Origin of the sequence: Pseudomonas sp. 2,4-D (assembly GCF_030418155.1) — a bacterium.
Taxonomy (GTDB): domain Bacteria; phylum Pseudomonadota; class Gammaproteobacteria; order Pseudomonadales; family Pseudomonadaceae; genus Aquipseudomonas; species Aquipseudomonas alloputida.
In genome coordinates this window covers 102498-126584 of the sequence record NZ_JAUHUI010000012.1, presented here as the reverse complement: position 1 = coordinate 126584, position 24087 = coordinate 102498, and the positions used below count along the sequence as shown (strand labels likewise).

22 protein-coding genes are annotated in these 24087 nt (G+C 61.4%); 7 read left to right on the top strand and 15 right to left on the bottom strand.

The window, feature by feature from the left end:
• Position 1 precedes the first annotated feature (1 nt).
• Together QYE47_RS11805 and QYE47_RS11800 are read left to right on the top strand one after the other, a co-directional pair.
• Positions 2 to 940, top strand: coding sequence for an MlaD family protein (locus tag QYE47_RS11805; RefSeq protein ID WP_010951534.1), 939 nt, complete (start codon positions 2 to 4; stop codon positions 938 to 940).
• Positions 937 to 1572, top strand: a complete 636-nt coding sequence (locus tag QYE47_RS11800) for an ABC-type transport auxiliary lipoprotein family protein (protein ID WP_014589268.1) — start codon at positions 937 to 939, stop codon at positions 1570 to 1572. The genes QYE47_RS11805 and QYE47_RS11800 overlap by 4 nt, the downstream gene beginning before the upstream one ends.
• Here QYE47_RS11800 and QYE47_RS11795 read toward each other — a convergent pair.
• The 6 genes from QYE47_RS11795 to QYE47_RS11770 form a co-directional block, all read right to left on the bottom strand.
• Positions 1554 to 2783 (bottom strand): nucleoside recognition domain-containing protein, encoded by a 1230-nt coding sequence (locus tag QYE47_RS11795; RefSeq protein WP_014589267.1) that lies wholly within the window; start codon positions 2781 to 2783, stop codon positions 1554 to 1556. The two genes, QYE47_RS11800 and QYE47_RS11795, sit on opposite strands and share 19 nt — an antisense overlap.
• Positions 2784 to 2930: 147 nt before the next feature.
• Positions 2931 to 4259: a glutamate/aspartate:proton symporter GltP gene (gltP, locus tag QYE47_RS11790; RefSeq protein ID WP_010951531.1), complete on the bottom strand. Its 1329-nt coding sequence runs from the start codon at positions 4257 to 4259 to the stop codon at positions 2931 to 2933.
• A gap of 744 nt (positions 4260 to 5003) precedes the next feature.
• Positions 5004 to 5474: an inhibitor of vertebrate lysozyme family protein gene (locus QYE47_RS11785; RefSeq protein ID WP_010951530.1), complete on the bottom strand. Its 471-nt coding sequence runs from the start codon at positions 5472 to 5474 to the stop codon at positions 5004 to 5006.
• Positions 5475 to 5476: 2 nt separating this feature from the next.
• Positions 5477 to 5638 (bottom strand): DUF1328 domain-containing protein, encoded by a 162-nt coding sequence (locus tag QYE47_RS11780; protein ID WP_003252966.1) that lies wholly within the window; start codon positions 5636 to 5638, stop codon positions 5477 to 5479.
• A 43-nt stretch (positions 5639 to 5681) separates the two neighbouring features.
• Positions 5682 to 5972: a hypothetical protein gene (locus QYE47_RS11775; RefSeq protein ID WP_014589264.1), complete on the bottom strand. Its 291-nt coding sequence runs from the start codon at positions 5970 to 5972 to the stop codon at positions 5682 to 5684.
• 174 nt (positions 5973 to 6146) lie between these two features.
• Complete coding sequence (locus QYE47_RS11770; protein ID WP_070383337.1) at positions 6147 to 6968, bottom strand: BON domain-containing protein; 822 nt, start codon at positions 6966 to 6968, stop codon at positions 6147 to 6149.
• 210 nt (positions 6969 to 7178) lie between these two features.
• On the opposite strand from QYE47_RS11770, the gene algB reads away from it, so the two are divergent.
• Together algB and QYE47_RS11760 are read left to right on the top strand one after the other, a co-directional pair.
• Positions 7179 to 8525, top strand: coding sequence for a sigma-54-dependent response regulator transcription factor AlgB (gene algB, locus QYE47_RS11765; RefSeq protein ID WP_014589262.1), 1347 nt, complete (start codon positions 7179 to 7181; stop codon positions 8523 to 8525).
• Entirely contained in the window at positions 8522 to 10303 is a 1782-nt protein-coding gene (locus tag QYE47_RS11760) for a KinB sensor domain-containing domain (protein WP_039612249.1), read from the top strand. Before algB ends, QYE47_RS11760 begins: the two co-directional genes overlap by 4 nt.
• Before the next feature lie 14 nt (positions 10304 to 10317).
• Here QYE47_RS11760 and QYE47_RS11755 read toward each other — a convergent pair whose 3' ends face one another.
• The 7 genes from QYE47_RS11755 to QYE47_RS11725 all read right to left on the bottom strand — a co-directional run bounded on the left by QYE47_RS11755 (position 10318) and on the right by QYE47_RS11725 (position 17549).
• Positions 10318 to 11916, bottom strand: a complete 1599-nt coding sequence (locus QYE47_RS11755) for an EAL domain-containing protein (protein ID WP_019437393.1) — start codon at positions 11914 to 11916, stop codon at positions 10318 to 10320.
• Positions 11917 to 12119: 203 nt separating this feature from the next.
• The gene (locus QYE47_RS11750) at positions 12120 to 12908 is read right to left on the bottom strand and encodes an N-acetylmuramoyl-L-alanine amidase (RefSeq protein WP_011953154.1); all 789 of its coding nucleotides are present in this window, start codon (positions 12906 to 12908) and stop codon (positions 12120 to 12122) included.
• A 73-nt stretch (positions 12909 to 12981) separates the two neighbouring features.
• Entirely contained in the window at positions 12982 to 14919 is a 1938-nt protein-coding gene (locus tag QYE47_RS11745) for a GGDEF domain-containing protein (protein WP_070383336.1), read from the bottom strand.
• A 27-nt stretch (positions 14920 to 14946) separates the two neighbouring features.
• A complete protein-coding gene (locus QYE47_RS11740) occupies positions 14947 to 15801 on the bottom strand; it encodes an endonuclease/exonuclease/phosphatase family protein (protein ID WP_014589258.1) in 855 nt (284 codons plus the stop codon).
• A 12-nt stretch (positions 15802 to 15813) separates the two neighbouring features.
• A complete protein-coding gene (dsbA, locus tag QYE47_RS11735; RefSeq protein ID WP_014589257.1) occupies positions 15814 to 16446 on the bottom strand; it encodes a thiol:disulfide interchange protein DsbA in 633 nt (210 codons plus the stop codon).
• 151 nt (positions 16447 to 16597) lie between these two features.
• Positions 16598 to 17215, bottom strand: coding sequence for a cytochrome c (locus tag QYE47_RS11730; protein WP_003252989.1), 618 nt, complete (start codon positions 17213 to 17215; stop codon positions 16598 to 16600).
• A 31-nt stretch (positions 17216 to 17246) separates the two neighbouring features.
• A complete protein-coding gene (locus QYE47_RS11725) occupies positions 17247 to 17549 on the bottom strand; it encodes a cytochrome c5 family protein (protein ID WP_003252992.1) in 303 nt (100 codons plus the stop codon).
• Positions 17550 to 17750: 201 nt separating this feature from the next.
• On the opposite strand from QYE47_RS11725, the gene yihA reads away from it, so the two are divergent.
• Positions 17751 to 18383, top strand: a complete 633-nt coding sequence (yihA, locus tag QYE47_RS11720; RefSeq protein WP_010951522.1) for a ribosome biogenesis GTP-binding protein YihA/YsxC — start codon at positions 17751 to 17753, stop codon at positions 18381 to 18383.
• Positions 18384 to 18927: 544 nt separating this feature from the next.
• Here the strand turns inward: yihA and polA are convergent.
• Complete coding sequence (gene polA / locus QYE47_RS11715; protein WP_019437390.1) at positions 18928 to 21675, bottom strand: DNA polymerase I; 2748 nt, start codon at positions 21673 to 21675, stop codon at positions 18928 to 18930.
• Between the two features lie 75 nt (positions 21676 to 21750).
• Between polA and QYE47_RS11710 the strand changes: the two genes are divergently transcribed.
• Both QYE47_RS11710 and QYE47_RS11705 read left to right on the top strand, forming a co-directional pair.
• Complete coding sequence (locus QYE47_RS11710; RefSeq protein ID WP_010951520.1) at positions 21751 to 22038, top strand: DUF2782 domain-containing protein; 288 nt, start codon at positions 21751 to 21753, stop codon at positions 22036 to 22038.
• A 69-nt stretch (positions 22039 to 22107) separates the two neighbouring features.
• Positions 22108 to 23058: a homoserine kinase gene (locus QYE47_RS11705; protein WP_014589254.1), complete on the top strand. Its 951-nt coding sequence runs from the start codon at positions 22108 to 22110 to the stop codon at positions 23056 to 23058.
• 109 nt (positions 23059 to 23167) lie between these two features.
• On the opposite strand, the gene QYE47_RS11700 is transcribed toward QYE47_RS11705, so the two are convergent.
• Positions 23168 to 24076 (bottom strand): zinc ABC transporter substrate-binding protein, encoded by a 909-nt coding sequence (locus tag QYE47_RS11700; protein WP_070383335.1) that lies wholly within the window; start codon positions 24074 to 24076, stop codon positions 23168 to 23170.
• Positions 24077 to 24087: the final 11 nt, after the last annotated feature.

Here is a 24087-nt window from a genome sequence, read left to right as displayed (position 1 = left end):
AATGGAAACCCGAGCCCATCACGTCCTCATCGGCCTGGTCACCGTTCTGGTGGTGACAGGGGCCATGCTGTTCGGCCTGTGGCTGGCCAAGTCCAGTGTCGACGACGCCTTCAAGGATTACGAAGTGGTGTTCAACGAAGCCGTGTCCGGTCTTTCTCCCGGCAGCACGGTCCAGTACAACGGCATCAAGGTGGGCGACGTGTCTACCCTGCGTCTGGACCCGAAAGACCCGCGCCGGGTATTGGCACGGGTGCGCCTGAGCGCCGATACCCCGGTGAAGGAAGACACCCAGGCCAAGCTGACCCTGGCCGGCGTCACCGGCAACTCGTTTATCCAGCTCAGCGGCGGCACCCCGCAAAGCCCCGAGCTTAAAGGCAAGGATGGCAAGCTGCCGGTGATCATCGCTTCGCCATCGCCAATCTCGCGTCTGCTCAACGACAGCAGCGACCTGGTGACCAACATCAACATGCTGCTCCATAACGCCAACCAGATGTTCTCCGAGGACAACATAGGCCACCTCAGCAACACGCTGGCCAACCTCGACAAGACCACCGGCGCCTTTGCCGGCCAGCACGGCAGCATCGCCGAGGCCATCGCACAGCTGGTGCAGGTGGGCAAGCAGGCCAGCGCTACCCTGGCCGAAACCCAGGCATTGATGCGCAATGCCAACGGCCTGCTGGATAGCGAAGGCAAACAGGCGATCGGCAGCGCCGAACAGGCCATGCAGTCACTGGCCCAAAGCACGGCAACCATCAATAACCTGCTCCAGAACAACAGCGAGGCTATCGGTGACGGCGCCCAGAGCCTGAACCAGCTCGCCCCGGCCATTCGTGAACTGCGCGAAACCCTTAACGCGCTCAAAGGCATTTCCCGGCAACTGGAGGCCGACCCAAGCGGCTACCTGCTTGGCCGCGACAACAACAAGGAGTTCCAGCCATGAATCCGTCGCTGCGCCTGCTGACCCTGGCGGCCTCGCTGAGCCTGGCCAGTGCCTGCTCGATCCTGCCGCAGAGCGAACCTGTGGATCTTTATCGCCTGCCGGTGAACCAGCCCAGCCGCACAGCGCCGCCGCTGGACTGGTCATTGCGCCTGAACAAGCCGCTGGCCAGTGAAGTGTTGGCCGGGCCAAGGATTGCCGTGGTTCCCCAGGGCAATGTGGTGAGCAGCTACAAGGGCGCGCGCTGGAGCGATGCGGCCCCGGTGCTGCTGCGTAACCGCTTGCTCGACGGGTTCCAGCGTGAGGGCCAGGTACAGCGCCTGAGCGCTGACGACAGTAACCTGCAGGCAGACTACGAGCTGGCCGGCGAGCTGCAGGCATTTCAGAGTGAATACCGCACGGATGGGGCAGTGGAGGTGGTGATCCGCTATGACGCTCGCTTGGTCCAGGGCCGCAACCAACGCATCCTGGCCAGCAAGCGCTTCGAAATCCGCCAACCGCTGGACGACAAACAGGTATCAGCAGTGGTCGCCGGCTTCGGCCAGGCCAGCGACCAGCTGGTGGGGCAAGTCGTGAACTGGACCATCACCCAGGCCAACCAGGCACAACTGAAGCTTCAGGCAAAGAACCAGTAGCAGACGAAGATCGCCGCGACCACCCCTGAAAACTCGGCCAGCAGTGCGCAACCGACCGCATGGCGCACGCGCTGGATGCCCACGGCACCAAAGTACACGGCCAGTACGTAGAAGGTGGTTTCGGTGCTGCCCTGAATCGTCGCCGCCACCAAGGCAGCGAAACTGTCCACGCCTTGGGTCTGCATGGTCTCGATCAGCATTGCCCGCGCTGCGCTGCCAGAGAACGGCTTGACCAGCGCGGTGGGCAAGCCTTCGACGAAGCGCGTGTCCAGGCCCATCCAGTTCACCGCATGGCGGATACCGTCCAGGGCCAGCTCCAGGGCACCAGAGGCGCGCAGCACACCCACCGCCACCAGCATCGCCACCAGGTAGGGCAGCAGGTTCTTGGCCACATCGAAGCCTTCCGTGGCGCCTTCGACAAAGGCTTCATACACCTTCACCCGCTTCAGGGCGCCCACCACCAGGAACAGCATGATCACGCCAAACAGCGTGAGGTTGCCCAGGAGCGACGACAGGCTGCCCAGCGCAGCGGCCGACAGGGTGCCAAGAAAAGCCATGAAGCCTCCCAGCAGCAAAGCGCCGGGGATGAAGTAGGCAAGCACCACCGGGTCCCACAGACGCAAACGCTGCATCACTGCCACCGACAGCAAACCAACCAGGGTCGAGACGCTGGTCGCTAGCAGGATTGGCAGAAACACCATGGTCGGGTCTGGCGCGCCTTGCTGGGCCCGGTACATGAAGACGGTCACCGGCAGCAAGGTCAGCGACGAGGCGTTGAGCACCAGAAACAGAATCTGCGCATTGCTCGCCGTAGTACTGCTGGGGTTCAGCTCCTGCAGCGCGCGCATGGCCTTCAGGCCAATCGGCGTAGCAGCGTTGTCCAGTCCCAGGCCGTTGGCAGCGAAGTTCATGGTGATCAGGCCCAGGGCTTGGTGGCCGGGCGGCACCTCCGGCATCAGGCGGGCGAACAGCGGGCCTAGCACCTTGGCCAGCCACTCGACGATACCGGCCTTCTCGGCGATCTTGAGAAAGCCCAGCCACAGGGTCAGTGTGCCGAACAGCAGCACCATCACCTCGACCGACAGCTTGGCCATGGCGAAGATGCTTTCGACCATTGCCGCGAAGATGCCTGCGTTGCCACCCACCAGCCATTGGGCCATGGCGGACACCGCCGCCACCAGGAAAAAGCCGAGCCAAAGGCCGTTGAGCATCCGTATGTTCCCCCTGAAAAGTGCCCGAATAATAGCGTATCGCAGCCTGTGACTGGCGATCGCGAGCCTTTGTAGGCGCGGCTCAAGATCTCGCAGATAACAAAAAGCCCCGACAAGTCGGGGCTCTTGGTCAAACAGCCATCAGGCTCAGCGCTTGGCGGTTTCGCCAACCACTACAGCTCCCTGCTTCTCGGCCATCAGCGAGGCGTAGTACTGCTCGCCCTTGACCGCGTCGTACATGCCTTCCCAGCGAGCAATGACCAATGCAGCCAAGGCGTTGCCCACAACGTTCAGTGCAGTACGGGCCATGTCCATGATGCGGTCCACGCCCGCGATGAAGGCCAGGCCTTCCAGCGGTATGCCCACGCTGCCCAAGGTGGCCAGCAGTACCACGAACGATACGCCCGGCACACCCGCGATACCTTTGGAAGTGACCATCAGGGTCAGCACCAGCAGCAGCTGCTGGCTCCACGACAGGTCGATACCGTACAACTGGGCAATGAAGATCGCCGCGATGCTCTGGTACAGGGTCGAACCGTCGAGGTTGAACGAATAGCCGGTCGGTACCACGAACGAGCAGATCGACTTTGGCGCACCGTACTTCTCCATCTTCTCGATCACCCGCGGCAGCACGGTTTCCGAACTGGAGGTGGAGTAGGCCAGGATCAGCTCATCTTTCATGATGCGCATGATCTTGATCACCGAGAAGCCGAACAGGCGGGCAACCAGGCCCAGTACCATGAAGGCGAAGAAGGCAATGGCGAAGTACACCAGCACCACCAGCTTGGCCAGCGGCAGCAGCGAGCTGAAACCGAAGTTGGCCACGGTCACCGCAATCAGGGCGAACACGCCGATCGGGGCATAGTTCATGATCATGTGCGTGACCTTGAACATGGTCTCCGAAACAGCCTGGAAGGTACGCACCAGCGGGTCACGCAGTTCTGCCTGCAGGCTCGACAGACCCAGACCGAACATCACCGAGAAGAAGATGATCGGCAGCATTTCGCCACGCATCAGCGCTGCGAAGATGTTCGACGGAATCAGGTTGAGCAGGGTTTCGATGAACGCGTGCTCATGCTGCACTTCGGCCGCTGTCGCCTGGTACTTGGAGATATCCACAGTGCCCAGGGTGCTCATGTCGATGCCGGCACCCGGATGGAACAGGTTGGCCAGCACCAGGCCTACGACGATGGCGATCGTGGTCACCACTTCGAAGTAGATGATGGTCTTCAGGCCGATGCTGCCCAGCTTCTTCGCGTCGCCAACACCGGCGATGCCCACGATCAGCGACGAAATCACGATCGGGACGACGATCATCTTGATCAGGCGGATGAAGATGTCACCAGCGGGCTGGAGGACGTTGCTGATCCACCATGCCTTTTCTGCACTGAAATGATTCAGTAGCGCGCCGATTGCAACACCCAGGACCAGACCGATGACGATCTGCCAGGCGAGGCTCAGTTTTGCCTTCTTCATGTCTTTACCCTTTGTTTTAGTGGTCATGGCACCTGGCGGAAACACCCGTAACAGAGCCATAGGCAAGGTCACGGACAGTAAGGGCTTCCGTCAGGCGACGTCATGTAAGGACACCGCAGGCGAGCGACAGGGCGCTCTGGCCAGCGAAAAAGGCGGCAACTATTGCGACGGCAGGGGGCGAAAGCTAATGCCTGAAACGCATAGCCCATGCCGTTTATGCATACTGTTTTCGACCTAGCCGGCAGCTTCGCAAGTGCTTGATTTATAACATTCGGAATCCCGAACAAGACCAAACCGCCATATTTCGGCAGATTTGGCGGGACAGGTAGGACATGAAAGATGGCCTGTTCGACAATCCGAATGGCGGAAATGCCACTTGTAGCAGCATCAAGAAGGTCGAAAAAAATTTGATGTACGGTCGAGACAAAATGTGTCCCAAGGGAAAAAACGCGCAAGGGAAGCGACGTTTCCTACATGGCTCCTCGGAAGTCAGGTCTGGCAAGGTATCCCTGTGACACCGCCGACCTGAGACTTCCGATTCCGCCTTTCCTGACCCGGCCCATTACTGGAGGCACTCCCTGTACCCCTAGGCCACTCCGATCCTGTAACAATCAGAGCAGCCCGACCCCTTGGTCATGTGCTACCCCTCCTCGGGGCGGCGCATCATAGAAGGCTGAACTATAGAAAGCTTCAGCTTCTATTACGTGACAGTGAGTGACCTTTCATCCGTACCGGCAACAATGCTCAGTACCAGTTCGGGTCACGCTTGAGCTGCTCCTGCAGCATTGCCTTCATGCCGTCGTCAGGTTCGCCCAGCCAGCGGTACTGCGCATGGCGGGTGGGCGACTTGTCGCTCGGCAAACCTTCGGGCACCTCGACGAGCATCCCGTAGGCATCATCCTTGTCCCAGCTGAACGCCACGATCAGCCGTTTGTAGGTGCAATTGTCCTGTTTTTCGCACAGCGGGCCGACCAGGTACTTGTCGCCGTCCTCAGTAACGGCAGACATCTGCTGCTGGGAACTGCCGGTCAGATTGACCACCCAATCGGGCAGGCGTTCCTCGCCTTCGAGGGTGTCCTGCCAGGTTTCGCGGTACTCCGGGTCCGAGCCGAGCAGTTGGTCGACCCGAACCTGGCCGTCATTGGCCGCCATGGCCGCCGCGCTGCCGCCCAGCAACAGGGCGGCGACCACGGCTGAACGAAGCTTCCTGCTCATCTTCAACCTCGTCCGCGTCCAAAGAAGAAGGAGGCTACAAACAACACCAGGAAGACAATGAACAGGATCTTGGCGATACCTGTAGCAGCGCCCGCGATACCACCGAAGCCCAGTACAGCGGCGACAATGGCGATGATGAGGAAAGTGATAGCCCAACTCAGCATGGTAGTTCTCCTTTCTCTTTGCGGAATCGATCCGGCCGCCTGGTCAGAAAACCCAACGTTCCTGGGGAACAAATTTTTCCACAGTGGCCGGTGAGGCAATGGCCTGGCCAGCTGGCTGCCAGTCAGCGGCCTTGACCAAGGTATTGGCACGAGTTGCCTGAATCTGCGTCAACAGTGCAGTCTGAGCTGCCACTTGCTCAGCCAGACGCGCCGTCTGCAAGCTGTAATAGAAGAGGCCAGCGGCCAAGGTCAGCAGCATCGCCATGCCGAGTGTCAGCATCTGGCGCAAAGGCAGTGCAGCGCTCTGCGAGCGGTTGACGGATTGGCGGTTCATGCTGGCTCCTCCTGCTGTATTTTTTGTTCAAACCTGAACAGGTAATTGCAGCCTGCATGCCAGCCTTTTGATTTAAATAAAATCCTTATAAATCAATCACTTAGTAATTATTAAAAGAAACCGCGAGGACGTATCCTGCACGATGACGCCTGTGTGATCGTGCGAATTGCACGATCAGCCTTCCACCTTGGTCGCCACCTTCAGCAGGTCAGCATCCACGCCCCGTACGCCTATGATCTGTCGGGCGATCTCCACGGCGATGGTTTTCTGCTCCGCGCTGACCACCTCGCCCGAGAGCCGCACCATGCCTGCTTCGCTGGCCACCTTCAGGTTGAGGCCATCGAGATTGCGGCTGAAGCGATAGCTGCTCTGGATCTTGTCGACGATCCAGCTGTCGCTTGGCTGCGGCCCGGTTAGCGCGCCCGCCGGCGTTTCTCGCGCCTTGGCCATGGCAGCGGTATCGAGGCTGACCAGGTTGTTGACCAGGTACACGCCGTCGGTGGTACGCGCTACCACGCCCGCCAACTCCTTGGCTTCGGCACTGTCGACCTTGCCACGCAACGTCACCACACCTTCACTGCTTTGTACTTCTATAGAGGCCTTTTCGGTGGTACGGCTCCACAACAGCCGAGCACGGATCACCGCCGCCAAGGTCACATCCTCCAGGCGCTGGGCGTAGGCACGCAGCTCCAGTGGACGCTCCACCAGTTGGGTATTGAGCTGCAGCAGGTTCTCCACCTGTTCGATGCCCCGGGTAGCACGGGCCACGTCCTCGGCCAGCTGCCGCTCGACCTCGTTCTCCACCTCACCGGAAAGCCGCGCCTGCTTGCCGTCCACTTCAACGTTGATACGAAATGAATCAAGCATGCGGTTCATTGACAAAGCGGTTTGCAGGGCGCCCTCCAGGCGCGCGTCCTGCACAGGGTCGGCGAATGCAGGGGTAAAGATTGGCAGCAGGGTGGCGGCCAAAACGGCTGTACGCAGGGAAAAGGGCATGACAGCGCCTCCTTCGTGGGCAAAATCCGAAAATCATCGCAACCAATGTGCCAGCGCGTGTCTCTAAGCAAATCATTGAAGAATCACGGCTTGTAGACATCGTTTGGCCACTGGCTAGCATGCAAAGGACAGAATCCTTCAGAATTGACCATGCAACTTGCCCGATTTTTCCCACACTAAATAAAGATCTTTCCCTAAGGAGCACAGGAAATGGAATCAGCCCAGGACAACCAAGGCCGAATTCTGCTGGTGGATGACGAGTCCGCGATCCTGCGCACGTTCCGCTACTGCCTGGAAGACGAGGGCTACAGCGTGGCCACGGCCAACAGCGCCGCCCAGGCAGAAACCCTACTGCAGCGCCAGGTGTTCGACCTATGCTTCCTCGATTTGCGCCTGGGTGAAGACAACGGCCTCGACGTACTGGCACAGATGCGTATCCAGGCCCCGTGGATGCGGGTGGTGATCGTCACCGCGCACTCGGCGATCGACACCGCAGTAGATGCCATCCAGGCCGGCGCTGCCGACTACCTGGTCAAGCCATGCAGCCCTGACCAGTTGCGCCTGGCCACTGCCAAGCAACTGGAGGTGCGCCAGCTTTCTGCGCGCCTGGAAGCCCTGGAAGGTGAAATACGCAAACCCAAGGACGGCCTCGACTCCCATAGCCCGGCCATGATGGCGGTGCTTGAAACCGCCCGCCAAGTCGCCATCACTGACGCCAACATCCTCATCCTTGGCGAATCTGGTACGGGCAAGGGCGAGCTGGCACGGGCCATCCATGGTTGGAGCAAGCGTGCACGCAAAGCCTGCGTGACCATCAACTGCCCGTCGCTTAACGCCGAGCTGATGGAAAGCGAGCTATTCGGCCATACCCGCGGCGCCTTCACCGGCGCCAGCGAAAGCACGCTCGGGCGGGTCAGCCAGGCTGACGGGGGCACACTATTCCTCGACGAGATCGGCGATTTCCCGCTGACCTTGCAGCCCAAACTGTTGCGTTTCATCCAGGACAAGGAATACGAACGCGTCGGCGACCCGGTTACCCGGCGTGCAGATGTACGTATCCTGGCTGCCACCAACCTCAACCTCGAAGAAATGGTGCGCGAAAGCCGCTTCCGCGAAGACCTGCTGTATCGCTTGAACGTGATTACCCTGCACCTGCCCCCCCTGCGCGAGCGCAGTGAAGATATCCTCATCCTGGCCGACCGCTTTCTCGCCCGTTTCGTCAAGGAATACTCCCGGCCCGCCCGCGGTTTCAGTGACGAGGCGCGCACCGCCCTGCTCAACTACCGCTGGCCTGGCAACATTCGCGAACTACGCAACGTAGTGGAACGGGCCAGCATCATCTGCCCGCAGGAACGCGTGGAAATCAGCCACCTGGGCATGGGTGAACAACCCGCCGGCAATGCACCACGCGTAGGTGCCGCGCTTAGCCTGGATGAGTTGGAACGTGCCCATATCGGTGCCGTTCTGGCTGCCAGCGATACCCTCGACCAAGCCGCCAAGACCTTGGGCATCGATGCTTCTACCCTGTACCGCAAGCGCAAGCAGTACAACCTATGAAGTGGCCGCCCATGAAGCTGCGCACGCGGCTTTTCCTCAGCATCTCGGCGCTCATCACTGTGGCGTTGCTAGGGCTGTTGCTGGGCCTGGTCAGCATGCTGCAGATGGCTACAGTGCAACAGCAACTGGTGCGCGATACCACCCATGCACTGGAAGTGGGGCTGAAGTTGCGCCAGAACCTGGGCGAACAGCTGATGCTTATTCTCAATGAAGACACCGCCCCGGAAAGCCTGCGGCTGCTGCAGGAAAGCTTCCAGGACCTGCTCAACCAAGGGCTGGAGCAAGGCGGCGAGCGCACCGGTTTCAGCAAGGCCAGCAGCAATTACCAGGCCTTCCTCCAGACATATCGCGACAGCGCCGCACCCGCTCGCAGCATGGGTGTCGATCAGCCGCTGGGGGCCGCGTTCAATCAGGTGCGCACCGACTTGATCGATTCCCACAAGCACGCATTGGACCTGATCACCCGTAGCGAGGAACGCACCCGTGACCGCGCCTTGCTAGTCAGTGGTGTACTCGGCCTGATGGGGCTGGTGGTGTTGGTACTGGGATTTATCACCGCGCACAACATCGCCCGGCGTTTCGGCCAGCCGATCGAAGCCTTGGCCAAGGCGGCCGACCAACTGGGCAAGGGCGATTTCGACGTTACCTTGCCGGTGGCCCAGGCCGCCGAGCTTAACCAGCTGACCCGGCGCTTTGGTCTGATGGCCGATGCCTTGCGCAAGCACCAGGCCACCAACGTTGACGAACTGCTGGCCGGCCAGCAGCGTTTACAAGCCGTGCTCGACAGCATCGACGACGGTCTGCTGATCATCGACCGCCAGGGCCGCCTCGAGCACCTCAACCCGGTGGCGCAGCGCCAGCTGGGCTGGAACGACAGCCGTGTGGGCAGCAGCCTGGTAGAAGCCTTGCAGCGGCCCGAGCTTGAGCAACAACTGCGCCAGGTTCTGCGCGGGGGCAGCCTCGATCGCCCACCGGACGACCTGAACATGGAGGTCGATGAAGAATCGCGTCTGCTCACCTACAGCCTGACCCCGGTCAGCCACCCGCAGGGGCCAATCCTTGGCGCGGTGATGGTGCTGCACGATGTGACCGAGCAAAGGGCCTTCGAGCGGGTACGCAGCGAATTCGTGCTACGCGCCTCCCACGAACTGCGTACCCCGGTGACCGGTATGCACATGGCCTTCGGCCTGCTGCGCGAGCGGGTCAAGTTCCCGCCCGAGGCTCGCGAGAACGACCTGCTGGAAACCATCGGCGAAGAAATGCAGCGCCTGACCCAGCTGATCAACGACCTGCTCAACTTCTCCCGTTATCAGAGCGGGTTGCAAAAGCTTGAGCTGGCCCCCTGCGCCATCGACGAACTGCTGGAGCAAGCCCAATTGCGCTTTGCCGAACAAGCTGCGCACAAGCAGATCGAGTTGATCAAGGAACTGGACCCGCCGCTACCGCGCATCCAGGCCGACGTCGCCCAGTTGGACCGGGTGCTGGACAACCTGCTGCACAACGCCATCCGCCATACCGCCAATGGCGGGCGCATCCGCCTGCATGCCCGACGGCATGCGGAACGGGTGATCATCAGCGTCGAGGACAATGGAGAGGGCATTTCCTATGGGCAGCAAGCGCGCATCTTCGAGCCTTTCGTGCAGGTAGGTCGCAAGAAAGGCGGTGCTGGGCTGGGGCTCGCGCTGTGCAAGGAAATTGTGCAGCTGCACGGAGGGCGCATGGGCGTGTTTTCGCGGCCGGGGCAGGGGACCCAGTTCTACATGGCGTTGCCGGTCTGATTGCTTCAACGCGCCTAAACCCGCCGCGGCAGGTGCCCACGAGTCACCAACTCGGCAAACTGCCGGGCGTTCAGCGGCCGGGCAAACAACCAGCCCTGGCCATAATTGACCCCCTCGCTGTTCAGCAGCACCGCCTGGTCCTCGAACTCGATACCTTCGGCAATTACCCGCAGGTGCAGGTCATGGGCCATGCGGATGATATGCGGGGCCACGCCGCTACTGGCGGCATCGTGGCCCAGAGCGTCGATGAATGCCTTGTCGATCTTCAGGCAGTCCACTGGCAGGGTTTGCAGGTAGGCCAGGCTGCAATAACCGGTACCAAAGTCGTCGATCAGCACCTGGTGCCCCACGGCACGTAGCGCCTGCAGATTGTCACGGGCGACCACCACGTCGATCAGGCCGCGCTCGGTCACCTCGAAGGCAATCTGGCTGGGCGCCACTCGATGCAAGGCCAACAAGCGCGCCGCCACCCGGCCAATACGTGGCACCATCACATCGCAGGCCGCCAGGTTTATCGATATGTATAGCTTGGGGTGCGAGCGCAGTAGCTGTCCTAGCTGCTCAAGCACACGCTGCAGGACAAAGTCGGTGATCTGACGAATCTGCCCGGTATTCTCCGCCAGCGGAATGAAAAGGTCCGGGCTGGTCAGGGTGCCGTCCGGGCGGCGCCAGCGCACCAAGGCCTCGGCGCCCACACAGCGCCGGCTGTCGAGCTCGATGATTGGCTGGTAGAGCACCTGCAGCTCTCCACGACGCAAGGCATTCTGCAACTCTGAACTCATCGACCGTCGTTGCAGAATCAACTGCAGTACCAACCAACCGATGCAGCAGGCCGCCAGCACGCTACCGGGGAACAGCAACCAGAGCATGCCGTTCATCTTCAGCGGCAGACTGGCCCTCGGGGCAATCAGCACCAACTGGTAATCCGGCGACTTGGTCGGCATTCGGTAGATCAGCCGATCACTGAGTTCCAGCAGCGACTTGTGGCTGGTCGACCAGGCCGAGGGCGGTGGCCATACCTGTGGCGGGCCGAGCACCGGAATGGCCCGGGCGCCGTTGTCGAGCACCACGACCAGGCTGCCACCTGGGGGCAGGTCCACCACATCGGTCAAATGCCCACGGGAGGTGGAAACCAGAAACTTGCCCCGGCCCAGCATCAGTGCTGCCAGGTTCTCGTTCGGCTCGGTGGTGGTGTTAAGCCAGTAACTGTACGTCGGCCCCTGGATATCTGGCGCCCGCAAGGGAACGAACGCTCGCTCATCACCGCGGTTGGAGCAGGCAACATTGCCATCTACATAAGCCGCTTCATAGATGAACCGCGAGTTCAGGCCAACCTGCTGCAAGGCTGCCAGCATTGCCGGGCTGCAGCCGCGCAAGGGTTGGGCCTGCAGCAGGTCGACCCCTTCGCGCAATTGGCCGAACACCTGTTCGAGCCGTTCCAGAAAACGCTCGCCCTGGGCATTCATCTGTTCGCTTTCGCTTTGTTTCATTTGTTGCAGGGCAATGCCGATGCTGGCAGAGAGCAACACCGCGGCGCTGGCCAGCGCTGCCAAAGTGGCCAGCATCCAGGGACGGTAAAAAATTTGGCGCAGCAAGGCGATGAAGGCTGACATCGAAGGCATCCAGTTGATAACCAAGGTATAGCAACGGAATCAATAATCACCCTCACCGTTTGGCGCTTCGCTGCAATCCATCCACGCGCTTTGTAGAAACAGCCTTGTGGCTGCGATGAGACCGTTAAGTCGATACAACTGCGTCGACCCAACTCGCCTCTTCGCAGCGCAAGGCTTGCAACAAGGACCCCGCCCGCCGTGACTCAACGCATACGGTTAAGTACCTGCAGCATCGCTGCTGTCTGCGCATCCGGCATACCGTCGAAGCGCTGCGGGCGGAAGCGCATCTGGAAGGCGGCGATCACATGACGTGTGGCGACATCCAGCACGCCGGTCTGCTCGATCTGATAGCCAAACCGTGCCAGCTCCTGCTGGTACCAGCCAACGCTTGGCGGGTTGACGCTGAAGTAGGCTTGCTGCCGTGCCACGGCGTTGGCATCCGGCCAGATACCCAGCCCGGCGTCGGCCAGGCGCTTCCACGGGAACAATGGCCCCGGGTCCAGCTTGCGCAGCGGGGCGATGTCACTGTGGCCAATGATATGGCGTGGTTCGATGTTGTTGCGTTTGACAATGTCCTTGAGCAGTGCGATCAGCGACTGGATCTGCGCCTCGCTGTAAGGGTGCCAGACCCGGCCGTTCGGGGTGTCGGTGAAGCCCGGGTTGACGATCTCGATACCAATGGACGAGGAGTTCAGCCAGGTGCGCCCCTGCCACTGGCTGTCACCGGCATGCCAGGCGCGACGGTTTTCATCTACCAGCTGATACACCGTAGCCGGGCCATCACCGATCAGGTAATGGCTGCTGACCTCACCCTGGGTAAGCAGCGCCAGCGAGCGCTCCAGCGAAGCATTGGTGTAATGCAGGACAACGAACTGGATGCGGTTGTCCTGATTGGCCGAAGGGTGACTGCGGTCGATGCGCAGGCCCGTCGAGCAACCGGCGACAGACAACAGCAAAAAGGAAATCAGGGTTTTTTTAAGCGTGGAAAGCACGTCAGTGGCCTCAGCGTATGAGCGCTACAGTATAACGTGCTCACCTGCGCTGTGCCTGCCGGACAGCGGCTGGCTAACCATGCTCGACGCGATTGCGCCCCAGCTCCTTTGCCCGGTACAGCGCTGCATCGGCCCGTTTGAGCACCTGGTCGCTGCGTTCGCCAGAACGGAATGCACCCAGGCCGATGGAGGTGGTGATCACCACCCGTTCTCCCTTGAAGTGGAATGGGCAGGCTTCGACTGTGGCACGCAACACCTCGGCCACTTGCGCAGCGACTGCCGGCGTGGTCTGCGGCAGCAGCAGGACGAATTCCTCGCCGCCAAAGCGGGCGATGAAATCACGGCCCCGCAGACGCTTGCGCAACTGGTCGGCCACGATCTTGAGGACCTTGTCCCCAGCCAGATGACCATAGTTGTCGTTGATGCGTTTGAAATGGTCCAGGTCAAGAATCGCCATCGCCAGATGGCCGCCGTTTTCCTGCCAGTCAAGCATTTCGCGTTCGACTCGCTCGCTCCAGGCCGCACGGTTGGGCAGGCCGGTGAGCGGGTCCAGCAGGGCTTTCTGGCGCTGTTCTTCCAGGTGCTCGCGATAGCCAAGCGCCTCATGCTCCATGCTCGCCACCCGCTCCGACAAGCCTTGCAGGCGACCGGCCAGTTCCTGCTCGCGGCGATCACGCTCGTGCTTGTGCTCGTCCATCGTCACCAGTAAGCCTTCCAGGCGGTTTTCCAGAATGTGCTTGAGGCTGTCTACATCGGCGGCACCTTGCATGCTGCTCTGCAGGCCGTCGACGTGCTCTCGCAGTTGGCTATCCAGCTCGCGGGCAGCAGTGCTGTTGTCCGCGTGGCCGGCGCTGGCCTCGTGCAGGTGGCTCTGGAAACCTTCCAGGCGTTCATTGAGTTGCTGCAGGTAGGTTTCGAATTCGTGCTGACCGCTGTCGGTAATCGCCAGCATGAGTACTGCCAAGTCATCCAGCACCGGGATCAGCTCATACCAGTTCAAGCCGCGAGCAACCCGCTCGCGCATCTCCAGCGCCTGAGCCTTGTGTCGCTCGGGAAGGCTGAGGTCATCGAGCAGACCGATCAGGGTCTGCTCGATGTGCGCGGCAACCTGGCTGTAAGGCGGCTCCACTGCGTAGGGCAGGGCATAGGGGCCGTCTTCACCAAAGGTTACTTCAAGGGCTTGTAAGGGTTCTGCCTCAGCCAACGGCTCGCTGGCGGAAACTGCAGCTTCCGGCAATGGCGACTTGTCCCTTGGCAACGGGGCAGGCGGCATTTCGGCCGTTTCGATCAGCGCCGGGCCAAATGCCTCCAGCTCAAGCTCGGGCGCTTCGGCCACCTCGGCAGTCGGAGCAGCAGGGGCCGGCAACGGTTGTAGCGCATCGACGTCATCTGGCCGCGAGGGCTCGGCACTGCCGGCTGCCTGGGGCACAACCTCGGCAGCAGACAACGCCACCGGCGCAAGCGCTGCTCCTGCCTGTGCATCTTCCTCGCGGCTTCCAAACAACCGCTGCAGAAAACCGGGTCGGGCTTCTTCACCCGACTTGCCAAGGGCCGACAGCGCGCGCCCCTGCAAGCCGCTCAACTCGCCCAAAAGCGGCGGCAGCTCGCGTGACTGGGCAACCCCGCCGTCGAGCTTCTTCGCCAGTTTTTTCAATGGCCGCGAGATATCGCTGGGCAGGGGCAGGCTTTGCAGTTGGCCAACCAGTGCGGTCAGCGCATCGCTGACCTGGTGCATGCGGGTTTCGCGACGCTGTTCGGAATCCAGTACCGCTTTCTCAAGGCGCGGAATCAAGCCAGCGAGGCCGGCGTCCATGTTGTCGCTGCGAATGACATCGCGCATTTCCTTCATGCACTCGTCTACCACCTTGTCACTGCCTTCAGCAGCCAGGGTGCTGCGCACCAGGCCTCGGCGCAGCAGGTCAAGACGGGCATCCCAACGGCGTTCGAGCTTTTCTTGCTGCTCGATGCTTTTAAGGTATTTTTCTTTCCAGCGCTCAGCGTCTTCAGTCATGCCCGGGTCCGCAAACGGTGATGGCAATTAGCTCAAAACCGGCAGCGTATCCACAGTCAATGCATCAGGCAATCGAATCTCGACAGCAACGGGAAGGTGGTCCGAAATTGGCTGCGCCAGCACCTCGACACGCTCCAGCGTGAGGCTTGAACTGAGCAGGATATGATCGAGGCAACGCTGCGGTCGCCAGCTGGGGAAGGTGGCCTCGACTTGTGGGGCGACCAGGCCCAAATCGCGCAGCGGCGAATGCTCCAGCAGGTCAGTGGCATGGGTGTTCATGTCACCCATCAGCACCTGGTGACGGTAACCGCCTATCAGCTCGCGGATATAACCCAGCTGCAGGGCGCGGGTCTTGGCCCCCAATGCCAGGTGCATCATCACCACTATCAGCGCATCTTCGCCTTCGCCAAACCGCACCAGAATCGCGCCACGCCCGGCCGGGCCAGGCAACGGATGGTCTTCGAGCAGTTGCGGTTTCAGGCGGCTGAGCACACCGTTGCTGTGCTGGGCAAAACGCCCAAGGTTGCGGTTGAGCTGCTGGTACCAGTAGGGGAAGGCCCCCAGGTGGGCCAGGTGTTCGACCTGGTTGACGTAGCCCGAGCGCAGGCTCCCACCATCGGCTTCCTGCAGGGCCACCAGGTCGAAGTCGCCCAGCAGCCTGCCGATCTTCTGCAGGTTAACGGCACGCCCGTTATGCGGCAGCAGGTGCTGCCAGCTACGCGTCAGGTAATGGCGGTAGCGCTCGGTGCTGATGCCCACCTGGATGTTGAAACTGAGCAGCCGCAGACGACCATCCTCGGGCAGGCCTGGGGCCTGCAGGTGATGCTCGTTGACCTGCGGCTCGTGCAGGCCAATGCCACGCGTAGCTCTGAAGCGGGGCATGGGTGACGCCGCCTACTTGGCAGCGCGCTCCTTGTCGATCAGTTGGTCGGCGACATTCAGCACGCCTTCCGGCCCGCCGGCAGTCCCCAGGTCGAAGCGGTACTTACCGTTGACGACCATGCTAGGTACGCCGGTGATCTCATACTTCTTCGCCAATTCCTTGGCCTGTTTGACCTGGCCCTGGATGGCGAACGAGTCGAAGGTGGCGAGGAACTTGTCCTTGTCCACACCTTGAGTGGCGAGGAAGTCGGCCATGTCGTTCTTGTCGGTCAGGCGCTTGTGCTGGTTTTGAATGGCATCGAACACCGCAGCGTGCACCTTGTGCTCGACGCCCATGGCTTCGAGGGTCAGGAACATCTGGCCGTGTGCATCCCACGGGCCACCGAACATGGCCGGTACGCGCTTGAAGTTGACGTCCTTCGGCAGCTTTTCAGCCCAAGGGTTGATGGTCGGCTCGAAGTGGTAGCAGTGTGGGCAGCCGTACCAGAACAGCTCGACGACTTCGATCTTGCCAGGCACGGAAACCGGAACAGGGTTGCTCAGCTCGATGTATTCCTTGCCGGCCACAGGCTCGGCGGCCTGAACGGCAGTCATACCGAATACGCTGGCGGCGACCAGCGCAGCGCTGAGAATCAGTTTACGCATGCTTTACTCCTGAGCAGTCATGGGTCGCCACGACGCGACCTGCACTGAGACAGGCCGGGAAGGGCTCGAGTTCTGTAGTGTAACGGCTGCGGACGGAAAAAAGGGCAGCCCGGCCGCCCTTTCATCATTGACCTACAACATTAACCGAAAGTTAATGCAGGCCCTGGATGTAGCTGGCCAACGCTTCGATGTCATGGTTGCTCAGCTTGCCAGCGATGGTGCGCATGGTCATGGCATCGCCATCGTTGGTGCGGTTGCCTTCGCGGAAGTCAGTGAGCTGCTTGGCCACGTACTGCGAGTGTTGCCCGCCCAGGTGCGGGAAGCCGGCCAGGGCGATGCCCGCGCCATTAGGCGAGTGGCAGCCAGTGCAGGCCGGCATGCCCTTTTCCAGGTCGCCGCCATTGAACAGCGCGCGGCCGCGCTCGACCAGCTTGGGATCGGCGGCACCCACGCTGCCTTTCTGGCTGGAGAAGTAGGCGGCGATATCGGCCAGATCCTGGTCGCTGAATGCGGCCAGCATGCCTGTCATTTCCAGCACGGTACGCTTGCCCGACTTGATATCGTGGAGTTGTTTTTCGAGATAGCGCTGGCCTTGGCCGGCCAGTTTCGGGAAGTTCGGTGCCAGGCTGTTGCCGTCGGGATTGTGGCAGGCGCCACAGACGGCGGTCTTGGCCTGGCCAGCGGCGGCATCGCCTTTGATAGGTTGCGCAGCAGTGGCCGCACCAGCGACACCCAAGGTCAACAGCAGACTCACGACTAGTTTGTTCATCAGCTAATCCAACACGGCTAAGGGTGAAATGTTATGTATCGGGACTGCCGCTCATCCAAAGGATGACCAAACGGTAGTCCTCGGCACTGCAGTCCATGCACAATCCACGCGGCGGCATAGCCTTGAAACCCTGGGTCACGTGCTTCACCAGTACATCCATGCCTTGCGCCAGCCTTGGCTCCCATGCTGCCCGGTCACCCCGTCTGGGTGCCTGTGGCAACTGCCCGGTGTGACAGGCCGCACACGTGCGGTTGTACAACACCTCGGGATCCTGTGTAGCCTGTGCGCTGAAAAACGGCAGGAACATACCGACAGCAAGCAGCCATTTCGCCATGCGGAACGACCTTCAGGGTTGGGGGCCGCGCTGCGTTCTGTTGCGCGAGCTATTGTTCGACACCCCATGCCCGTTCTCCTTCGCTGGGAGAATGAGCACACAAAAACTGGGGCATTATATACTTCCGCCATCCAAACGGAAACGACACCGCTTGCCAGGCTTGGCTCTACAAAGTCAGGCAACACCCACATCGGATATCCCATGCAAGTCAAGAACCCCATCCTCGGCCTCTGCCAGAAAGCCAAATTCGCCCTCAGCGCAGCCAAGGTCGAACAATGCCCGGACGACCAGGGTTACGAGGTGGCTTTTGCCGGCCGTTCCAACGCCGGCAAATCCAGCGCCCTCAATACCCTGACTCATGCCAGCCTGGCGCGTACCTCGAAAACTCCCGGGCGCACCCAGCTGTTGAATTTCTTCAGTCTGGACGATGAACGGCGTTTGGTCGACCTGCCGGGCTATGGTTATGCAAAAGTCCCGATTCCGCTCAAGCAGCACTGGCAGAAACACCTGGAAGCCTACCTGGGCAGCCGTGAGTGCCTGCGTGGCGTGATCCTGATGATGGACGTGCGTCACCCGATGACCGACTTCGACAAGATGATGCTCGACTGGGCCAAGGCCAGCAGCATGCCGATGCACATCCTGCTGACCAAGGCCGACAAGCTGACCCACGGCGCGGGCAAGAACACACTGCTGAAAGTCCAGTCGGAAATCCGCAAGGGCTGGGGGGATGGCGTGACCATCCAACTGTTCTCGGCACCCAAGCGCCTGGGCGTGGAAGACGCCTACCGAGTGCTGGCAGACTGGATGGAACTGGAAGACAAGCCGGTCGTTTAATGCTTTGCGCCTGAACCGTAGGGGCGGGTTTACCCGCGAAAGGGCCGGGCCTGCTCTCCACCCGCCGTTCACCGTTGCCGCCACTACCGTGTTCGCGGGTAAACCCGCTCCTACACCTGATCGGGGTTGGACACGCTTTGGTGATTGGGCGCAGGCCCTTGTAGGAGCGGGTTTACCGCGAATGCAGCGGTGAATTCGACATCGCATTCGCGGGTAAACCCACTCCTACGGGGGCTCAGTACAAGCCATGCGGCAAATTCCGGGCAAAAAAAACCCCGGACTTCGTATGGGGAGGGGGAAGTTCGGGGTCCAAGTCCGGACCGCTAGGGCGGGGTCCAGATATCTGCCAACACTTAACACAACATAGGAGCATCGAAGGGCTTCACCAGCCATTCAGTTACTCTGAGTTCCGCTTCACCGGTTTAGTTCCGAAACCCATAAAACTATTTGCGATAGTTTCATGAAACTTAAGCACCCACGGCACTGAGCGGTGTCCGGATCCGCGTCACTACGCCGCAGATCCTACACAGTTTTACCTGCTCAATCAGTGAGCTTCGTCCCAATTCGCACCAACTCCTGCCTCGACCAGCAGCGGCACATCCAGCTGCGCGGCCTGGCTCATGTGCTGGCGAATTTCATCTTTCACCTGCTGCACCAGGTCCTCGCGTACTTCAAGCACCAGTTCGTCGTGCACCTGCAGGATCACCCGGGCATCCAGCCCGCTCTCACTCAACCAGTTATCTACCTTGACCATGGCCCGCTTGATGATGTCGGCAGCAGTACCCTGCATTGGGGCGTTGATCGCCGTGCGCTCGGCGCCCTTGCGCAGGGCAGGGTTCTTGGCATTGATGTCTGGCAAGTACAGCCGACGGCCAAACAGGGTCTCGACAAAGCCTTGCTCGGCCGCCTGGGCGCGGGTGCGCTCCATATAGGCCAGCACGCCTGGGTAGCGGGCAAAATAGCGATCGATGTAGTCCTGTGACTGCTTGCGGTCGACGCCGATCTGCTTGGCCAGGCCAAAGGCGCTCATGCCGTAGATCAGGCCGAAGTTGATGGCCTTGGCGCTGCGGCGCTGGTCGGTGGTCACGTCTTCCAGGGCCACACCGAACACTTCGGCTGCTGTGGCGCGGTGCACGTCCAGGTCATTGCGGAAGGCATGCAGCAAGCCTTCGTCCTTGGCCAGGTGGGCCATGATGCGCAGCTCGATCTGTGAATAGTCCGCCGCCAGAAGCTTGTAACCCGGACTGGCGATGAACGCCTGGCGGATACGCCGCCCTTCAGCGGTGCGGATCGGGATGTTCTGCAAGTTCGGGTCGCTCGACGACAACCGGCCGGTGGCCGCCACGGCCTGCTGGTAGGACGTGTGGATACGCCCGGTGCGCGGGTTGATCTGCCCCGGTAACTTGTCGGTGTAGGTGCTCTTGAGCTTGCTCAGGCTGCGGTACTGCATCAGCACCTCTGGCAGCGGGTAGCCTTGCAAGGCCAGTTCGTCGAGCACTGCTTCGGCGGTGGATGGCTGGCCCTTGGCGGTCTTGCTCAACACCGGCATGCCCAGCTTGTCGTAAAGGATCGTGCCCAGCTGCTTGGGCGAGCCGAGGTTGAACGTCTCACCGGCGAGCTCGTAGGCACGCAGCTCCAGCTCAGCCATCTTCACGCCCAGCTCACCGCTCTGTACTTTCAACAGCTCGGCATCGACCAACGCACCCTGGCGCTCGATCCTGGCCAGCACCGGCACCAGCGGCATCTCGATATCCATCAGCACCGGTTGCACGCTCGGCGTCTGTGCCAGGCGGGCCTGCAATGCATGGTGCAGGCGCAGGGTGATGTCGGCGTCTTCGGCGGCGTAGGGGCCGGCCTTGTCCAGGTTGATCTGGTTGAAAGTAAGCTGCTTGGCACCCTTGCCGGCGATGTCCTCGAAGGCGATCGTGGTGTGGTCGAGGTACTTCTGCGCCAGGCTGTCCATGTCATGACGGGTGGCGGTGGAGTTCAGCACGTACGATTCGAGCATGGTGTCGTAGGCCACGCCGCGCATCTCGATGGCAGGGGAGCCATTGGCGAGGATGTTGATGTCGTACTTGGCGTTCTGCCCGACCTTGGCCTTGGCCGGGTCCTCCAGCAGTGGTTTCAGCGCCAGCAGCACGGCCTCGCGGTCCAGCTGGGCCGGCGCGCCTTCGTAATCGTGGGCCAGCGGCACATAGGCCGCTTCATGCGGCTCGACTGCGAAGGACAGGCCGACCAACTGCGCCTGCTGGGCGTCCAGGCCGGTGGTCTCGGTGTCGAAGGCAAACAGCGGTGCCTGGCGCAGCTTCTCCAGCCAGGCGTCGAATCGGGCCTGGTCGAGAATGGTTTCGTATTTGGGCTCGACCTTGGCCGCAGGCTCCACGGCCGGGGCGACATCATCACCAGCCTTGGCCGCATCGCGCTGCACTTCGGCGACCCAGCTCTTGAACTCCATCTCGGTGTACAACGCCAGCAACGCCTCGCGGTCAGGTTCACCGCACACCAGCGCCTCGACCTCCACATCCAGCGGCACGTCAACCTTGATGGTGGCCAGTTCGTAGGACAGGAATGCCGCGTCGCGGTGCTCCTCCAGCTTGGCCGGCAAGGTCTTGGCGCCGCGAATGGCCAGCGTTGGCACCTTGTCCAGGTTGGCGTAAAGGTCGCTGAGGCCGCCGCCGATGCCGGTCAGCAGCCCCACCGCCGTTTTTTCGCCCACGCCCGGCACGCCGGGGATGTTGTCGACCTTGTCACCCATCAGGGCCAGGAAGTCGATGATGTGTTCCGGGCCGACGCCGAATTTCTCGTGCACGCCAGCCACGTCCAGCACGCTTCCGGTCATGGTGTTGACCAAGGTAATGTGCCCGTCCACCAGCTGCGCCATGTCCTTGTCACCGGTCGAGATGATCACCGGGCGACCCAGGGCGGCACTGCTGCGCGCCAGGGTGCCGATCACGTCGTCAGCCTCGACACCCTCCACACACAGCAGCGGGTAGCCCAGCGCCTTGACGCTGGCGTGAAGCGGCTCGATCTGTACCCGCAGGTCGTCCGGCATGCTGGGGCGGTTGGCCTTGTACTCGGCGAACATGGCATCGCGGAAAGTGCCGCCCTTGGCGTCGAACACCACGGCGAACAGGCTGTCGGGGTATTGCTTGCGCAGGCTCTTGAGCATGTTCAGCACACCCTTCACCGCGCCGGTCGGCATGCCCTTGGACGTGGTCAGCGGTGGCAGCGCGTGGAAGGCGCGATAAAGGTAGGAGGAACCGTCCACCAGGACGAGGGGCGCTTGGCTCATGAGCAGAATCAACCTTTTCGACGGGTCCGGCGCTAGAATAGCCAGAATCATTGACGACAAAGGGACTAGGTTATCATGCGCACACTCAATCGCCTGTTACTGCTCGGCCTGTTGGCAACCATGCCTGTCGTCACCCTGGCGGCGGACGACGCCCCCTCGGCCGATCCCGAGGTGACCATTCGCACGGAAGGCGATAAAACCATCCAGGAATACCGGCAAAACGGCTTCCTGTATGCGATCAAGATCACGCCGAAAAACGGCAAGCCTTACTTTCTGGTACGCGCTGATGGCACTGATGCCAATTTCATTCGATCCGACCAGCCGGACATGCTGATTCCGTCCTGGAAGATCTTCGAGTGGTAAGCTGACGCGCACCGTTCACATCAACCCGGCACTTCCCGGCGGAAGTGCCCGTATGGGCAATTTTTCATCATGTCAGTCTTCACCCCCGTGACCCGGCCTGAGCTGGAAACCTTTCTGGCGCCGTACGAGCTGGGCCGTCTGCTCGACTTCCAGGGCATTGCCGCCGGTACCGAGAACAGCAATTTCTTCGTCAGCCTCGAACAGGGGGAGTTCGTCCTGACGCTGATCGAGCGTGGACCCAGCGAGGACATGCCGTTCTTCATCGAGCTGCTCGATACCCTGCACGGTGCCGACATGCCGGTGCCCTATGCCATTCGTGATCGCGACGGCAACGGCCTGCGCGAGCTGTGCGGCAAGCCTGCATTGCTGCAGCCCAGGCTGTCGGGCAAACACATCAAGGCACCCAACAACCAGCACTGCGCCCAGGTCGGCGAGCTACTGGCACACATTCACCTGGCCACCCGAGAGCACATCATCGAGCGCCGCACCGACCGCGGCCTGGACTGGATGCTGGCCTCGGGTGCCGAGCTACTGCCACGCCTGACTGCGGAGCAAGCCGCATTGCTGCAGCCGGCGCTGGAAGAAATCAGCGCACACAAGGCGCAGATCCTGGCCTTGCCGCGGGCCAACCTGCATGCCGACCTGTTCCGCGACAACGTGATGTTCGAAGGCACCCACCTGACCGGTGTGATCGACTTCTACAATGCCTGCTCCGGGCCAATGCTGTATGACATCGCCATCACCGTGAACGACTGGTGCCTGGATGAGCAGGGCGCGGTGGATGTACCACGCGCCCAGGCGCTGCTGGCAGCCTATGCGGCGCTACGGCCGTTCACTGCAGCCGAAGCCGAGCTGTGGCCGGAAATGTTGCGGGTAGGCTGCGTGCGTTTCTGGCTGTCGCGCCTGATTGCGGCCGAGTCGTTTGCCGGGATGGATGTGATGATCCACGATCCGAGCGAGTTCGAAGTGCGTCTGGCGCAGCGCCAGCAGGTGGCTTTGCACCTGCCGTTCGCGCTGTAGACCGCGTCTGCTTCTTCGCGGGTGAACCCGCTCCCACAGGGATAGCGACAGCCTTGAGGCCTGTGCAGTACCTGTGGGCGGATTCACCCGCGAAGGGGCCGGTACAGGCTTACAACTGTTCCAGGCAGCCTGCCAGGTCACCGCCCAGCTTCTCCAGCAAGCGCTCATACCCTTTGCCATCCACCGGATCGGTGCCACCCAAGGCATCCAGCTCGGCAAGGCGTACCGGCAACCCGGCAGTCAGGGTCTCGGCCAATCGCGGCCGCAGTGGCGGCTCGCTGAACACGCAGGTCTTGCCCACTTCCTGAAGACGCTTGCGCATGGCCGCCACATGTTGCGCCCCAGGCTGCACCTCGGATGCCACGCTGAACACGCCCGCGTGCTTCAAGCCATATTCAGCTTCAAAATAGTCGAAGGCTTCGTGGAAGACGAAGTACGGCTTGCCGGCAATACCGGTCACGCGCGCCTTGATACGCCCATCCAACGCATCCAGGCGTTCATCGAAGGCCTTCAGATTGCTCTGATAGCGAGCCGCATTGGCCGGGTCGACGTGGGCCAGGTCAGCTGCCATCTTCGCCGCGATAACTCGCGCATTGGCCGACGATAGCCACAGATGCGCATCCAGGCTGCCTGGGCGATGGTCGTGGTCATGATCGTCATGGTCTTCTTCCTTATGGGAATGGCTGTCCTCGCCAAAGTGGCGCAGCTTCATGCCCGGTAGCGACTGCACAGCCACTGTGGCCTTGCTGCGGCTTCCCAGCACACGCGCAAGGAAGTTCTCCATGTCCGGGCCGATCCAGTACAGCAGGTCGGCATCGCCTACCCGCCGCACGTCGGAGGGGCGCAGCGCATAGTGGTGGGGTGAAGCGCCGGGCGGCAGCAGCACGTCAGGGCTGCCAACACCCTCCTGCACGGCAGCGGCAATCTGCTGCAGGGGCTTGATAGTGGTGAGCACACGCACGTCGGCCTGCGCGGATAATGCGATGAAAGCGACAAACAGAGCCAGGAATCGGGACACGGTGGATACTC